This is a genomic window from Bacillus sp. GbtcB10 (genome assembly GCF_019091365.1).
Taxonomy (GTDB): Bacteria; Bacillota; Bacilli; order Bacillales; family Bacillaceae; genus Bacillus; species Bacillus altitudinis.
Window position 1 is genome coordinate 186390 of record NZ_JAGXJP010000003.1, and the last position, 13830, is coordinate 200219.

16 protein-coding genes are annotated in these 13830 nt (G+C 41.6%); all 16 read right to left on the reverse strand.

Features of this window, described 5'->3' with window-relative positions; all coding sequences use genetic code 11:
* Positions 1 to 9 precede the first annotated feature (9 nt).
* The gene (gene trpA / locus KVT11_RS11020) at positions 10 to 813 is read right to left on the reverse strand and encodes a tryptophan synthase subunit alpha (RefSeq protein WP_052320776.1); all 804 of its coding nucleotides are present in this window, start codon (positions 811 to 813) and stop codon (positions 10 to 12) included.
* Positions 810 to 2009 (reverse strand): tryptophan synthase subunit beta, encoded by a 1200-nt coding sequence (gene trpB, locus KVT11_RS11025; RefSeq protein ID WP_052320777.1) that lies wholly within the window; start codon positions 2007 to 2009, stop codon positions 810 to 812. Before trpB ends, trpA begins: the two co-directional genes overlap by 4 nt.
* Positions 1990 to 2658 (reverse strand): phosphoribosylanthranilate isomerase, encoded by a 669-nt coding sequence (locus KVT11_RS11030; RefSeq protein WP_052320778.1) that lies wholly within the window; start codon positions 2656 to 2658, stop codon positions 1990 to 1992. Before KVT11_RS11030 ends, trpB begins: the two co-directional genes overlap by 20 nt.
* Positions 2655 to 3407 carry an indole-3-glycerol phosphate synthase TrpC gene (gene trpC, locus KVT11_RS11035; RefSeq protein WP_052320779.1) on the reverse strand — a complete coding sequence of 251 codons (753 nt, stop codon included), beginning with the start codon at positions 3405 to 3407 and terminating at the stop codon, positions 2655 to 2657. The genes KVT11_RS11030 and trpC overlap by 4 nt, the downstream gene beginning before the upstream one ends.
* Positions 3400 to 4422, reverse strand: coding sequence for an anthranilate phosphoribosyltransferase (trpD, locus tag KVT11_RS11040; protein ID WP_116307074.1), 1023 nt, complete (start codon positions 4420 to 4422; stop codon positions 3400 to 3402). The genes trpC and trpD overlap by 8 nt, the downstream gene beginning before the upstream one ends.
* Entirely contained in the window at positions 4394 to 5941 is a 1548-nt protein-coding gene (trpE, locus tag KVT11_RS11045; protein ID WP_081114615.1) for an anthranilate synthase component I, read from the reverse strand. Before trpE ends, trpD begins: the two co-directional genes overlap by 29 nt.
* 232 nt (positions 5942 to 6173) lie before the next feature.
* Complete coding sequence (gene aroH, locus KVT11_RS11050) at positions 6174 to 6557, reverse strand: chorismate mutase (RefSeq protein ID WP_008344549.1); 384 nt, start codon at positions 6555 to 6557, stop codon at positions 6174 to 6176.
* The gene (gene aroB, locus KVT11_RS11055) at positions 6554 to 7645 is read right to left on the reverse strand and encodes a 3-dehydroquinate synthase (protein WP_116307076.1); all 1092 of its coding nucleotides are present in this window, start codon (positions 7643 to 7645) and stop codon (positions 6554 to 6556) included. Before aroB ends, aroH begins: the two co-directional genes overlap by 4 nt.
* Complete coding sequence (aroC, locus tag KVT11_RS11060) at positions 7645 to 8817, reverse strand: chorismate synthase (RefSeq protein WP_046343851.1); 1173 nt, start codon at positions 8815 to 8817, stop codon at positions 7645 to 7647. Before aroC ends, aroB begins: the two co-directional genes overlap by 1 nt.
* Positions 8818 to 8893: 76 nt before the next feature.
* A complete protein-coding gene (locus KVT11_RS11065; protein ID WP_008344547.1) occupies positions 8894 to 9670 on the reverse strand; it encodes a CheR family methyltransferase in 777 nt (258 codons plus the stop codon).
* Positions 9671 to 9814: 144 nt separating this feature from the next.
* The gene (ndk, locus tag KVT11_RS11070; protein WP_003216015.1) at positions 9815 to 10261 is read right to left on the reverse strand and encodes a nucleoside-diphosphate kinase; all 447 of its coding nucleotides are present in this window, start codon (positions 10259 to 10261) and stop codon (positions 9815 to 9817) included.
* A gap of 129 nt (positions 10262 to 10390) precedes the next feature.
* Entirely contained in the window at positions 10391 to 11353 is a 963-nt protein-coding gene (gene hepT / locus KVT11_RS11075) for a heptaprenyl diphosphate synthase component II (protein ID WP_007500951.1), read from the reverse strand.
* 24 nt (positions 11354 to 11377) lie between these two features.
* Complete coding sequence (locus tag KVT11_RS11080; protein WP_007500957.1) at positions 11378 to 12082, reverse strand: demethylmenaquinone methyltransferase; 705 nt, start codon at positions 12080 to 12082, stop codon at positions 11378 to 11380.
* A 3-nt stretch (positions 12083 to 12085) separates the two neighbouring features.
* A complete protein-coding gene (locus tag KVT11_RS11085; RefSeq protein ID WP_007500958.1) occupies positions 12086 to 12853 on the reverse strand; it encodes a heptaprenyl diphosphate synthase component 1 in 768 nt (255 codons plus the stop codon).
* A gap of 115 nt (positions 12854 to 12968) precedes the next feature.
* Positions 12969 to 13199: a trp RNA-binding attenuation protein MtrB gene (gene mtrB, locus KVT11_RS11090; RefSeq protein ID WP_008344541.1), complete on the reverse strand. Its 231-nt coding sequence runs from the start codon at positions 13197 to 13199 to the stop codon at positions 12969 to 12971.
* Positions 13200 to 13222: 23 nt separating this feature from the next.
* A complete protein-coding gene (gene folE / locus KVT11_RS11095) occupies positions 13223 to 13792 on the reverse strand; it encodes a GTP cyclohydrolase I FolE (protein WP_003215789.1) in 570 nt (189 codons plus the stop codon).
* Between the last annotated feature and the right edge of the window lie 38 nt (positions 13793 to 13830).

Here is a 13830-nt window from a genome sequence, read left to right on the forward strand (position 1 = left end):
TGTTTCACCTCATTTGAATGAATAGAGGGGACTAAATGTTTTTGCATATGTTTCAAATTCTCTTAAAGCCTCTTGGCGTGTATCACTTGCTACTAATTGTTCTTGAAGCTCTTCAATTTTTTTGACAAGCGCACTGCCGACAACGACACCATCACTCATTTTATTCATTGAGTCTACTTGTTCTCTTGTTGAAATACCAAAACCTACAGCAACTGGTATTTGACTCAGCTCTTTCACTTGTTGAATAAAATCTGTAATCGATGCGTCGAAAGATTGTCTGACACCTGTGACGCCGAGAGATGAAACACAATACACAAAACCTTCTGCCTGCTCTACAATTTTTTCTAATCGTTCCTTGCTTGTTGGTGCAACGAGTGATATATATGAAATGTCGTGTGCTTGACAGTTCTTCTGCAGCTCGCTGCTCTCTTCAAAAGGCAAGTCGGGTGTTAAGAGTCCCGAAATATGATTTTTGCGCAGTAAAGCGAAAAAGTATTCTGTGTCTAATTGTAACACAGGATTATAATACGTAAATAGAATTACAGGAATTTTTACGCCGTTTTTTTTCATCTTTCCTGCTAATTCTATCGCTTTTACGATATTCATACCATGATGAAGTGCTCTTTTAGAAGCTCTTTGAATGACAGGGCCGTCCGCTAACGGATCAGAATACGGCACACCTAGTTCAATCGCATGTGCCCCTGCTGCTTGAAGCGCGAGGGCTAAATCAATGGTGATCTCTTCTGATGGATCACCCGCTGTAATAAAGGGAATAAATAATTTCTGACCTTGCTCTAATTGAAATGTGATCATTTTGTTTCACCCTCACTTTCAAGCACATTCATTAATGTATGCACGTCCTTATCTCCTCTGCCTGACAAGCAGACAAGGACAATGTCGTCTTCACTCATGTTCTGGCTCATTTCAAACGCTTTGGCTAAAGCATGTGCAGATTCGATTGCTGGCAGGATTCCTTCTTTTTCTGTGAGCAGCTTTAACGCATCTAGTGCTTCTTGATCTGTCGCACTCACATATTGAACCCGGCCGCTCGCATGCAAATACGCATGCTCTGGTCCGATCCCCGGATAGTCTAATCCAGCTGAAATTGAATAAGGCTCAATAATTTGACCAAATTTGTCTTGAATCAAGTATGTCAAAGATCCATGTATGACACCTTTTGTCCCTTTCGTGATGGTCGCTGCATGAAGCGGAGTGTCGATTCCTTTTCCAGCAGCTTCTACACCAATGATATCGACCTCTTCATCTAAGAACGCCCGGTACATCCCTATCGCATTGCTCCCTCCGCCAACACAGGCAACGACTTTATGAGGAAGCTGCCCTTCCTTTTCAAGTATCTGCGCTTTTGCCTCATCTCCGATCATCCGCTGAAATTCACTGACGATTTGAGGATACGGATGAGGTCCAACGACTGAGCCGATCATATAAAAGTGGTCACTGCAATGCTGGACCCAATAGCGGATGGCTTCATTGGTTGCATCTTTTAATGTTCCGTTCCCGCTTGTGACAGGTATGACTTCAGCGCCGAGTAGTTTCATTCGGAACACATTGAGTGATTGTCTTTCCACATCTTCTTTTCCCATAAATACAGTGCAGGATAAACCGAATTTTGCGGCCACTGTTGCAGCAGCTACACCGTGCTGACCTGCTCCTGTTTCGGCGATGATATTTGATTTCCCCATTTTTTTCGCTAGCAGTGCCTGCCCAAGCGCATTGTTAATTTTATGAGCGCCTGTATGGTTTAAATCTTCTCTTTTTAAATAGATTTTAGCACCGCCGAGATATGCCGATAATTGATCAGCATATGTGAGTGCAGTTGGTCTGCCTGAATAGTTTTTCAAAAGCGATATATATTCCTTTTGAAAAGCAGGGTCTTCTTTTAATTCACGAAAAGCTTGTTCGATCTCTTCTAGTGGCTGCATGAGCGTTTCAGGAACGAATTTCCCTCCAAATTCTCCATATCTGCCAATCTCATTTGGATATGCGTACATGGTTCAACATCCTTTCTTCGAGCGCTTTCATCTTTGTACTGCTTTTCTTCCCGTTTTCTTCTATACCGCTTGAAAGGTCTATGGCGTCTGGACCAAAAGCAAGCAGATCTATTATGGTATCTGGCGTGATCCCGCCAGCAATGGCGCAAGTTTTCCCCAGTTGTTTTGCAAGCTGAACATATGAAGGCACTGCCTCCCATGCAAAAGCTGTTCCAGAACCGCCTCTCATTCCTTTCACTTTCGCATCAATGAGAAAACCGTCGACACTTGGAGCGAATGCCGTCATATGTTCAAGTGTGTCGTTTACATCGGGTTCGTGATGGAACACTTTCCAAACGAGAGCCTTCGTTTGTTGTTTGATGTCGCTTGCATCTTCTGGCGTCTCATCACCATGAAGCTGCACAATATCTAAGGGGAGGTTGTTTGTAATCTCGCACACTTTTGGTGTTTTTTCATTCACAAATACCCCCACGATCTCTTTTTTACATTTTACTTGTGACAGCCAGTGTTTCACTTGATCTGGATCAACCCGTCTTTTACTCGGCGCAAAAATAAAACCGATGGCATCCGCTTGAGATTGCGAGATGCATGCGACATCCTCTTGTGAGACAGCACCGCAATATTTTAAGTAAGGCTTAATTTCCTTCATTCTCCGAACAATGCCTGAACGGCTTTCTCCTGTGATTGTTCCCTCATTAAAGATTCACCAACAAGAACGGCATTTGCTCCGTGCTGTTTCACAAAGGTCAGATCATCAAATGTCTTTATGCCGCTTTCACTTACTAGTAATACGTCTTTTGGAACAAGTGGCGCGATCTCTTTTGTTTGTTCAACAGTTGTTGTAAACGTATTGAGATTCCGGTTGTTCACACCGATGATCTCAGGAGTGAATAGGTGTAAAATCTTTTCTAGTGTATGTGCTGCATGTACTTCAACGAGGACATCCAGTCCTTTTTCTTGCGCTTCTGTATAGAGCTCATACAGCTTTTGCGGCTCAAGCACCTCTCCAATTAATAAAATGGCATCTGCCCCTATCCGTTTCGATTCTTCTATTTGTATAGAGTCAATAATGAAATCTTTTCTTAAAATAGGACGTGTGATGTGTTCTTTAATAAGAGACAAATATTCGTTTTTCCCTTGGAAAAACGGTTCATCCGTTAAGACAGATAAACAATCTGCATTTGATGTTTCGTATGCTTTCGCTGTCTGTAAAGGATCAAAATGAGGCTGAATGATTCCTCTGGAAGGAGACGCTTTTTTCACCTCAGCAATCAGTCCAATCGAGCGGTGAGGATTCATAAGGGCTTCTTTAAATGATCGTCTTTCATAATGTCCTTCCTCAGGTAATTGCAAGGTTTGCACATGTTCTTTTTTACGGGCGATAATTTGATTAAGCATAGATCTCTTCCTCTTTCGTTTTTTGTTTTAGACGGGCTAATTGTTCTTTAGCTGATCCGTTTTTGATCGTTTCTAATGCTTTCATTGTCCCTGCCATCAGACTCTCTGCTTTTCCTGCCACATATAATGCGGCCCCAGCATTAAGCGCTGTAATATGAAGCGGCGCTCCACCTGCTTGATAATTCAATATATTCTGAATCAATTTGGCGCTTTCTTCTGGTGAGTGGACCTGAATGTCTGATAAATGCCCTTTTTCAAGTCCGAAGTCTTCTGGGTTTAACGTATATTCTGTCATGACACCTTTTTTGAGTTCAATGATGTATGAATTTGCTGTAATGGTTAATTCATCCAGCCCATCATCTCCGCAAACAAACAGGACATGTTCTGGCTCTAAAGGAGCAAGAGCTTTCGCCATGAGCTTTGCCTTTTCCTTTGCATACACACCGATGATTTGCTTTTTGGCCTGCATCGGATGGCAAAGCGGTCCTAATAAGTTAAATACCGTCCGAAATCCGAGCTGCTTGCGTACGGCGGCTACTTGTTTCATAGAAGAATGATAGAGCGGTGCAAATAAAAAGCCCATGTTTTTCTGCTGTATTTGCCGTCTTGTTTCTTCAGGTGTGGATTGAATTTGAATACCAAGACATTCTAGCACGTCAGCACTCCCGCTTTTAGAGGAGACGGAACGATTTCCGTGCTTGGCGATTTTCGCCCCAGCAGCCGAAGCAACGATGGCAGCGGCTGTTGATATATTAAATGTTGATAAACCGTCGCCTCCTGTCCCGCACGTATCAACGACATCAAGTGACCTTTCTACTGGTGCTGCATGCTGCCTCATGGCTTTCACGAAGCCTGTCATTTCTTCAGCGGTTTCTCCTCGATGCGCTAAAATAGATAGACTAGCAGCGACTTCAGCATCTGTTAACGAGCCGCTCATCATATCATGCATCAGGCCATTCGCTTCTTTTTCTGATAGTTTTCCTCCATTAACAAGAGCTGATAGTCGTTGATTCATTTGGCACACTCTCCTTTTCTGAGAAAATATGTTCAGCAAGCTGAATGGCTTTTAGAAGTGCTCCTGCCTTATTGCACGTCTCTTCCCATTCGTTTTCTGGAACGGAATCAGCGACAATGCCGGCACCTGCTTGTATAGAAGCAGTCTGATGTTTGACGCTCATTGTGCGAATGGTAATACAGGAATCGATATTGCCGTCGAAACCAATATAGGCAATACAGCCGCCATACGTCTCTCTTGGCTCAGGCTCCATTTCGTTTAATAATTGCATCGCCCTAATTTTTGGGGCGCCTGTCAATGTGCCTGCTGGAAAAGCGGACATAAGCGCGTCTACTGGATGTGTATCCTGCTTCAGCTTCCCTGTCACAATAGAAATAATGTGCATGACGTGCGAAAAGTTCACGACTTTTGTAAAAGTTGGGACAGACACACTGCCGTATTCTGCTACACGCCCCACATCATTTCGAGCCAGATCCACTAGCATGTAATGTTCTGCTTTTTCTTTTTCATCATCGAGCAACTCTCTTGCTAGTGCATCATCTTCTTCTTTTGTCATTCCTCGTTTTCTTGTACCAGCAATTGGATGGATTTCTAAGTGTCCGTTTTTCGCATGGATTAATCGTTCTGGCGAGCTTCCGACTAAGTCTCGATCTTTTAATTTCATAAAATACATATACGGTGATGGATTGACAATCCGAAGCACACGATACAATTCAAATGAGCTCACTGTCACTGGAATGTCAAAACGCTGAGAAAGTACACCCTGGAAGATATCACCCGCTCGAATATACTCCTTGATTTTTTCGACATCCTTTAAAAATTTTGCTTTTTCATAGGTAGACGTCACCTGTTCAAACGAAGGGGGTTCATTCATATTCCCTGAGATAATCAATTCTTTCATATCAATTTTTGTATGAAGCTGCTGTACCATCAGTTCAAGCTGCTTTTGATTTTCTCGATAAACCAGAATTTTTTCTTCCTCTGTTTCATGACCGTTCAGCTGCGTGTACTGAATAAAATGAACTTGGTTTGTTTCATGATCAAATGCGATCATTGTTTGGCAAACAAATAATGTGCAATTATCTGTTGTTGATGCATTCGGATGCGGCTTGACAGACGGCTCAATGTTGGGAATGAGGTCGTAACTTAAGTACCCTACGGCTCCGCCAGTAAATGGGATATCAATTTCAGGTGTCTTGATTTGATATTGCTCTTTCATCCAGTCAAGCAACTCTTTCAGCTCCGCTTTTTGCATCACTGACTTTCCCGCAGCGTCACGAGCAATATAATGGTCTTGCTCGTCATGTAATGTTAAAAAAGGATGTAATCCGATAAAGGAATATCTCGACCAGCTAGAAGATTCGTCTTTGCTTTCTAGCAAATACACAATATCCTGTTTCAGTTTCTCGACAATTTGAATGGGTGAGAGCGTATCAACTGTAATGGTTTCAACAATCGGGATGGTTTTGTAAAACTGACTGTCTCTTAAAAATTGGGTAAGGTTTGATTGGGATTTCATAAGCACACTCCTTAAATGGAATTAAGGAGAATGAGGGGACATCTTGAGGATTTGTTTGAGTATACGAAATAAGCCTAAAAGAGGCTTCGCTCTTTTAGGCAGTATGATTAAATAGAAGTATCGTATCTCTGCTCAACTCTACTCATCTCAACTACCCTAGTCTCATTCTCATCTTCTCTAAGCTTGCAATGCCGTTCACACCTGTGTGTAAACTTCGGCTGTTCATATCGTATTATAATTCCTTGTTTTTTGTCAACTGTAAATCAGGCCGAAGCGTGACAGCCTCTTCCAAGTATACGTGCTGGATGTCTTCCTGCTTGACATCTGTCTGAACGGTCATTAAAACGCGAATACACTTCTTTAGACCTCCATCAATGTCAAGCTCTTGCATACAAGTGACAGGCACATAGGTCCATCCTTCAAACTGCCTGAGTGCTTTTGCTGGAAAAACAGAGTGAATATCTTGTGTAGCTGAAATCAAGATCTGCACGACACGCTCTGGATCTACTTGATTTTTTGAAATGATTGCTTCTAGCAGCTGCTTCGTTTTGGTTAACACTTCTGTTTCAGTATCTTCTGTCACAGTTGTAGCCCCGCGTATCCCGCGAAACATCATAGACAGCCCTCCTCCCGTTTCCATTCTTCGAACCAGTGATACAGCTCATCTTTTGTGAAAGATTGCAGGGTGACGTCTCCAACTTGTTTTAGCAAAACAAATTGAACACTCCCGCCTCTTGCCTTCTTATCACCAATCATGCGATCGACAAATGTTTTGGTTGAAATCGTTTGTGTGACTTGTACTGGGAACCCTAGTTCTTTCATCCACACTTTAAGTTTCTCACGATCTAGGCTGAGTCCTTGCTCTTTTTCACTGACATATAAAGCAAACTGCATGCCAATTGCAATGGCATCTCCATGCGTAATCGCACCGTATCCATACTCCGCTTCAATGGCATGACCTAGTGTATGACCTAAATTCAAGTATGCCCGCACACCTTGTTCTTTTTCATCTTCTTGAACAATGGATGCTTTCACTTGAATCCCTTGATAAAGCATATGTGCCAGTTCATCCTTTGATAATTCTGTCAACGAACGAATGGACATCAGTTCTGATAAAAAGACTTCACTTGAAATCAGTGCATGTTTTATCACCTCAGCAAAGCCTGATCTCAGCTCTATTGGTGAGAGTGTCTCTAGCATACTTGTATCATAGATGACAGCAGCCGGTTGATGAAACGCACCAATTAAATTTTTGCCGAGCGGATGATTGATTCCGGTTTTTCCGCCGACTGCACTATCATGTGCAAGCAGCGTGGTCGGTACTTGAATAAAATCAATGCCTCTCATATAAGTGGCAGCAGCAAAGCCAGCCAAGTCTCCAATCACCCCGCCTCCTAATGCAATGATGCATGAGGAGCGGTCGAGTTGAAATTGGATGGCTTTCGTATGAATCTGCTCAAACTGCGCAAAAGATTTTGATTGTTCTCCGTTTGGCACCACTATTTTTTGTACAGACCATTTCTGTTTCAGTAATTGAACCATTTCATCTCCATAAAGGGCATCGACGGCTGAATCTGTCACGATAAAGAGCTTCGTGTAGGATCGCCCAGTGGAAGTAATCAAGTCTACGATATTTTGTCTAATCCCATCACCGATATATACAGGATAAGTAGCTGAAGACGTCTTCACTTCCAGTGTTTTCATTAAAACTCCCTCTGAAGCTGGCGCATTTTGTCCACATTTTCTTTAATGCGGTCAATTTGATCAAGACCAAACTGCTCAACCACTGCATTGGCGATTTCCCATGCAACGACTGCTTCTGCCACAACACTTGCGGCTGGTACAGCACAGCTGTCAGAACGCTCAATACTTGCAGAGAAAGGTTCTTTTGTCTCAATATCCACGCTTTGCAATGGTTTGTATAAGGTTGGGATTGGTTTCATAACCCCTCTTACGACAATCGGCATGCCAGTTGACATTCCGCCTTCAAGACCACCTAAGCGGTTTGTTTTTCTCGTATAGCCTTTTTCTTCATCCCAGATGATTTCATCATGAACTTCACTGCCATTTTTAGAAGCTGCCTCAAAGCCAATACCAAATTCAACACCTTTAAAAGCGTTGATACTCAGTACTGCACCTGCAAGCTTGCTATCCAGTTTGCGGTCATAGTGCACATAGCTGCCGACTCCAACTGGCATCCCTTCAACGATGACTTCGACAATACCACCAATTGAATCGCCGTTTTGCTTCGCTTCGTCAATGGCATCCATCATTTTTTGACCAGCTTCACTGTCATAGCAGCGAACAGGTGATTCTTCTGTTACTTTTTGCAAATCTTCAATAGATTCATAAGTGGTATGGGAAGCTTTTACTCCACCAATTTCAAGGACGTGACCAGCCACTTTGATTCCAAGGTGAGCCAAAATTTGTTTCGCTACTGCACCTGCTGCTACACGAACCGTTGTCTCGCGTGCTGATGAGCGCTCTAATACGTTTCTCATATCACGGTGACCATATTTAATCGCACCATTTAAATCCGCATGCCCTGGTCTTGGACGAGAGATTTGACGCTTCATTTCACTCTCTTCTTCTTCAGTAATTGGCTCTGCACCCATGACCTTTGTCCAGTGCTTCCAATCATTATTTTCAACAACAAGTGCAATAGGAGAACCTAATGTTTTCCCGTGGCGGACTCCACTTAACACTTTCGCTTGGTCTTTTTCAATCTGCATTCTTCTTCCGCGGCCATGACCTTTTTGTCTTCTAGCCAGTTCATAATTGATGTCATCCTGCTCTATGTAAAGTCCCGCTGGAACTCCTTCAATAATTGTGGTCAGTTGTGGACCATGTGATTCACCTGCTGTTAAGTACCTCATGACTTATTCTCCCTTCATCGCATTAACGCTTTTAAGTAAAACTATAATAACACACTTCCTACTAAAAAGTCAGCTACTACCCCTTCTTTTGATAAAAGAAAGTATCAGCAGAGGTTAGTCCAAACTTTTCTGGGTGAAAAATTTGTTCTGTAGAACCAACAAATAATACGCCGTTTTGCTTTAAACTGCTGCTCATTTTTAAGTAAATTTCTTCTTTCGCCTCTTCTGTAAAGTAGATGAGGACATTTCGGCACACGATGAGATCCAGCTGTTTTTCATATGGATCCGCTAAAAGGTTGTGTTTCTTAAATTGAATGTGCTTTCGAATCTCATCCTTCACCGTGTAAAATGAAGAATCTTCTTTGGTGAAATATTTTTGCTTGATTTGATCTGGCACCTCTTGCAAAGATCGTTCATGATATCTTCCTTTTTGCGCGGATTGCAGGACTTTATCATCAATATCCGTTGCAATAATTTGGAAGTCTTTCACAAGCGGATGGCTTGATAGCAGCATTGAGAGTGTATACGGCTCTTCTCCAGTTGAGCAAGCTGCACTCCATATTTTTAGGGTGCCGCTGTTTTTTGAAAGCAGCGGCAGGATTTTTTGATCAAGTACTTCCCAGCGCTGATAGTTTCGGTAAAATTCTGACACATTGATCGTCATTCGATCCATCGTTTCATCTAATAGCGCTTTGTCCTTTTCAAGAGCAGACGCAAATGCCTCAAAATCTTTATATCCTTTTTTATCATAAAGAGATGTTAATCTTCGTTTCATTTGTGCTTCTTTATATAAATTCAGATCTACCCCAGTTAGTTTTTTCCATTTTCCAACAAATACTTGATACTGATCCATCAATGTCCTCTCCTGTCTCATCTATCTTTGTCCTAGTATAGCTGTTTTTATCATAAATTTGTATCATCTCATGCGAAAATTCGTATAGAAATCTCAATATAAAAAAGCCAAAGTGATCGTTTGATGAACACTTTGGCTTGAACATTAATAAATCCAGCTTGAGATCGTTTGATCCCAGTTTGTCAGTTCTTCTTGTTTGAAGAACAGGTTGATTTCTCTTTCGGCACTTTCTGGTGAGTCTGAGCCATGGATAATGTTTTTGCCAACAGTTAATCCATAGTCGCCTCTTATTGTTCCCGGAAGCGCTTCCTTCGGATTTGTCTTTCCAATTATCTGCCTTGTTACGTCTACGACTTGTTCACCTTGCCATACCATCGCAAATACAGGTCCTGACGTAATAAAGTCAACCAATTCACCGAAAAATGGTTTTTCTTTATGCTCTCCGTAATGTGTTTCTGCTACTTCTTTTGGAATGCTCATGAGCTTTGCTCCAACAAGCTGAAGCCCCTTTTTTTCGAATCTTGACACAATTTCACCGATTAATTGTCTTTCCACACCATCAGGTTTGACCATAAGAAATGTTTTGTCCATATACGTTTTCCACCCCGTCGTTATGTATGTATAGGCTTACATTGTTACAAAGTGATCGTATCATTTTTTTTTATAATAATCAATTTTTGACAAAAAATTTCACAAAAAAACCAATCAACGAAACGTTGATCAGAATTTTCGTTTACCAATATATTTTGCAATCGACGCTAATGAAGATTTAGCCCGCCCACGCGGAAGTTGATCGAGCTGTTCAAATGCTTTTTTCAAGTACATTTCACTCACTCGAATGGAACGGTCGATCGCATCTGTTTGTTTGAGATGTTCAATCACAGGTTTCAGCTGCTTTTCCGTCGTTTCACTATTGATCAGCTTCAACTGACCTTCTAACGTCGGGTTCTGAAGCGCATATAAAACAGGAAGAGTGACATTTCCTTGTAAAAGGTCCCCACCAACAGGCTTGCCTAATTCTTCTTCAGTTGATGTAAAATCAAGGACATCATCAATGATTTGGTACGACATACCAACATAGTACCCAAACCAGTAAAGGGCTTTATGTGTTTTTTCATCTGTTCCAGCTGCAATCGCACCTAATTGGCAGCTGCCTGCAATAAGCAAGGCTGTTTTTCGCTTAATTCTTCTTAAATATGTACGAAGGTTTTGGTCCATGTTGTATTTATCTTTGACTTGTTCTATTTCCCCAAGACAGAGCTCGACGACCATTTTTGACAAAATTTCATGTGCCATTGGGTGATTGATTTTCGTCATGTACTCGAGTGACCTTGCAAATAAGTAATCCCCCGTGTACATCGCAATTCTGTTGTCCCATTTTGCTTTAATCGTCGGTTTTCCTCTTCTCAGTTCTGCATCATCAATGACATCGTCATGGACAAGTGATGCCATATGAATTAATTCAAGCGCTACGGCTACATATTTAATTTTATTAATATCATAGTCACCAAACATGCCTGAAAGGAGAACAAAAACGGGGCGGATTCGTTTTCCGCCCGCTTGCAGCAAATGAAGACCGGCTTCACTTAATAATGCATAATCAGAGCGAACGGTTTGTTCAAGCTCTTTTTCAATTATATCGATATCATGATTTAGAAAAGAAATCATTGCTTTTAGTTTCATTATTTTCACCCAAATATCGTTTATTCAAAGCTTCTTTCCGATATGTGTTGCTGCTACACCGCCTGTAAATGGATGATACGAGACATCAGATAGACCGGCCTCTTCAAAAAGAGACGCCAGTTCTTTCATGCCAGGGAACGTTTTGGCTGATTCTTGAAGCCATGAATACTCCTGATAGCTTTTGGCAAACAGTTTGCCAAAGAGCGGCATGATGTATTTGAAATAGACATAATACCCTTGTTTAAACCCAATCATCTCAGGCTGTGATGTTTCAAGGCAGACAACCATTCCACCGGGTTTTACCACTCGTGTCATTTCCTTTAGCACTGTTAAATAATCAGGGACATTTCGAAGGCCAAAACCGATTGTGACATAATCAAATGAGTTGTCCTCAAAAGGAAGCTCCATTGCATTGCCGTGGAGCAGCTCAATTTGATTGTAGCCGCCTGTTTTCACCTTCGTTTCGCCAACACTCAGCATATTTTTACTGAAGTCAAGACCTTTGACCTCGCCTGTTTCTCCAACAGCGTCTGCAAGCGCAATCGTCCAATCGGCAGTTCCGCAGCATACATCTAGTGCTTTGGCTCCTTTTTGAACATTCATGAGCTTCATTGTTTTATCGCGCCATTTTTTATGCTGTTTAAAGCTAATGACAGAGTTCATTTGGTCATAGTTTTTATAAATTTTTTCAAATACACCGTGTACTCGCTGTTCTTTTGATTGCTGCATGACTTACCCTTCTTCCACTTTCTGATGGTACGCAGGTTCATTTTTCATATGATCCAAGCGATTTAATAGCTCTTTTTGAACGATCGGAGATGAAACTAGATGCTCCTTGATTGATCGTTTGGCCTTTTCATAGCCTTCATTCTCAAAGTTGTCAAAACATGTATAGGCGTCCGTATAGCTATCGTTCAAAAAAAGTTTTAAATGTTTGTCGTCTTCTGCTTGTTTCATAAAACGTTTATAAACAAGGAAGCGACTTGCAATTTCATTCCAATGCGTCAATTGAAAGTGCTCAGAAATTCTTTGGAATAGCGCAGATTCCACTGTAGCAACACTTTTATAAAAGTGGGCTGCATCTTGAATGGATCGATCATATAGTCTAATTTTATGTTCATTAATCTCTTTGATCGCCGTGGCGAGAGTGCGGATCATGTAAATATCTTTCATGTCAGAGAGAAGAGAGTAATAGAGACCGCTGAAATAGTCTCCTGCTAGGATGGTCAACTGACGATTTTTGAACTCGTCTTGTTTGATGGCTGCAGCAGTTGTGACTTCGTCATGGGTATCAAGGGCAATTTGCACAAGCATCGCCGTTAAAATATAATTTTCTTTTTTCTCAGCATCGATTTGAGCTTCATCAAACATTGCATGAAAAAGAAGGAGCTTATCTTCATCGATGAGCGGCGCACGCAAATGCTTCGCCAAATAAGGATGAGAAAGCTTTTTGTTTAATTTTATATTCAGATTAGATAAAATTCCGTAGATGTCTTGCAAAGATATCACCCTTGTCCCAAAAATTACAGTTTCATATGTAGCTCTCTACATTGTATAGAGATTTATTATACCATATCAGGCCTGACTTTCATGCTATCAAGTGCATAGTCGTGCGTTATTTCTTTGCTTCGCTTTGGATTTCACCGAAGCTTGTTTGAATGACAGCATCGCCCCGCACTTTGATGGCTGATGTGTGCTCAGTAAATTGTGCGATAATGACTTCACCTTTATCGAGCTTTTCGGAATGGTGAAATCTTGTATCGGAACCTCTAGTTAAGCCGATCACATTGACACCATTATCAATGGCTTTAATCACCACAAAATCAGATGCTTTATTTTCACTCAATCTGTTCACCTTCCATCTATGGATTAGTCGTTTTTAATAAATGAAAGCACTTCTGCTCTTGCTGCCGCATCATTTGCAAATGTACCGCGTACGGCTGAAGTGACTGTTTTAGCGCCGGGCTTCTTCACTCCGCGCATCGTCATACACATATGCTCTGCTTCAACGACAATCATCACACCATGTGGATTTAAGGTTTCTACCATACTGTCTGCAATCGTTGATGTAATGCGTTCCTGAAGCTGCGGGCGCTTTGCCACGGCCTCTACTGCTCTTGCCAGCTTGCTGAGTCCCGTTACTTTTCCGCCGCGCGGAATATAAGCGACATGGGCTTTGCCATAGAATGGCACAAGGTGGTGTTCACACATTGAATGAAAAGCAATATCTTTGACAAGAACGAGTTCTTCATGATCTTCACCAAAAATGGTTTTAAAATGTTCTTTTGGATCTTCATTTAATCCCGAGAACACTTCTTCATACATTTTTGCTACTCGTTTTGGGGTATCAAGAAGTCCTTCACGATCTGGATCTTCTCCGATTGCTTTTAATATATCGCGTACCGCGTGTTCGATTAATTCTTTATTTATTTCACTCATGTATTATATCCTCCAAAGGCGATTACATTTCATTCAGA

What these genes read in the sequence shown, in the direction of transcription:
- trpA (WP_052320776.1), bottom strand. Translation starts at nt 813, where the DNA reads ATGATCACATTTCAATTAGAGCAAGGTCAGAAATTATTTATTCCCTTT.
- trpB (WP_052320777.1), bottom strand. Translation starts at nt 2,009, where the DNA reads ATGTACGCATATCCAAATGAGATTGGCAGATATGGAGAATTTGGAGGG.
- KVT11_RS11030 (WP_052320778.1), bottom strand. Translation starts at nt 2,658, where the DNA reads ATGAAGGAAATTAAGCCTTACTTAAAATATTGCGGTGCTGTCTCACAA.
- trpC (WP_052320779.1), bottom strand. Translation starts at nt 3,407, where the DNA reads ATGCTTAATCAAATTATCGCCCGTAAAAAAGAACATGTGCAAACCTTG.
- trpD (WP_116307074.1), bottom strand. Translation starts at nt 4,422, where the DNA reads ATGAATCAACGACTATCAGCTCTTGTTAATGGAGGAAAACTATCAGAA.
- trpE (WP_081114615.1), bottom strand. Translation starts at nt 5,941, where the DNA reads ATGAAATCCCAATCAAACCTTACCCAATTTTTAAGAGACAGTCAGTTT.
- aroH (WP_008344549.1), bottom strand. Translation starts at nt 6,557, where the DNA reads ATGATGTTTCGCGGGATACGCGGGGCTACAACTGTGACAGAAGATACT.
- aroB (WP_116307076.1), bottom strand. Translation starts at nt 7,645, where the DNA reads ATGAAAACACTGGAAGTGAAGACGTCTTCAGCTACTTATCCTGTATAT.
- aroC (WP_046343851.1), bottom strand. Translation starts at nt 8,817, where the DNA reads ATGAGGTACTTAACAGCAGGTGAATCACATGGTCCACAACTGACCACA.
- KVT11_RS11065 (WP_008344547.1), bottom strand. Translation starts at nt 9,670, where the DNA reads ATGGATCAGTATCAAGTATTTGTTGGAAAATGGAAAAAACTAACTGGG.
- ndk (WP_003216015.1), bottom strand. Translation starts at nt 10,261, where the DNA reads ATGGACAAAACATTTCTTATGGTCAAACCTGATGGTGTGGAAAGACAA.
- hepT (WP_007500951.1), bottom strand. Translation starts at nt 11,353, where the DNA reads ATGAAACTAAAAGCAATGATTTCTTTTCTAAATCATGATATCGATATA.
- KVT11_RS11080 (WP_007500957.1), bottom strand. Translation starts at nt 12,082, where the DNA reads ATGCAGCAATCAAAAGAACAGCGAGTACACGGTGTATTTGAAAAAATT.
- folE (WP_003215789.1), bottom strand. Translation starts at nt 13,792, where the DNA reads ATGAGTGAAATAAATAAAGAATTAATCGAACACGCGGTACGCGATATA.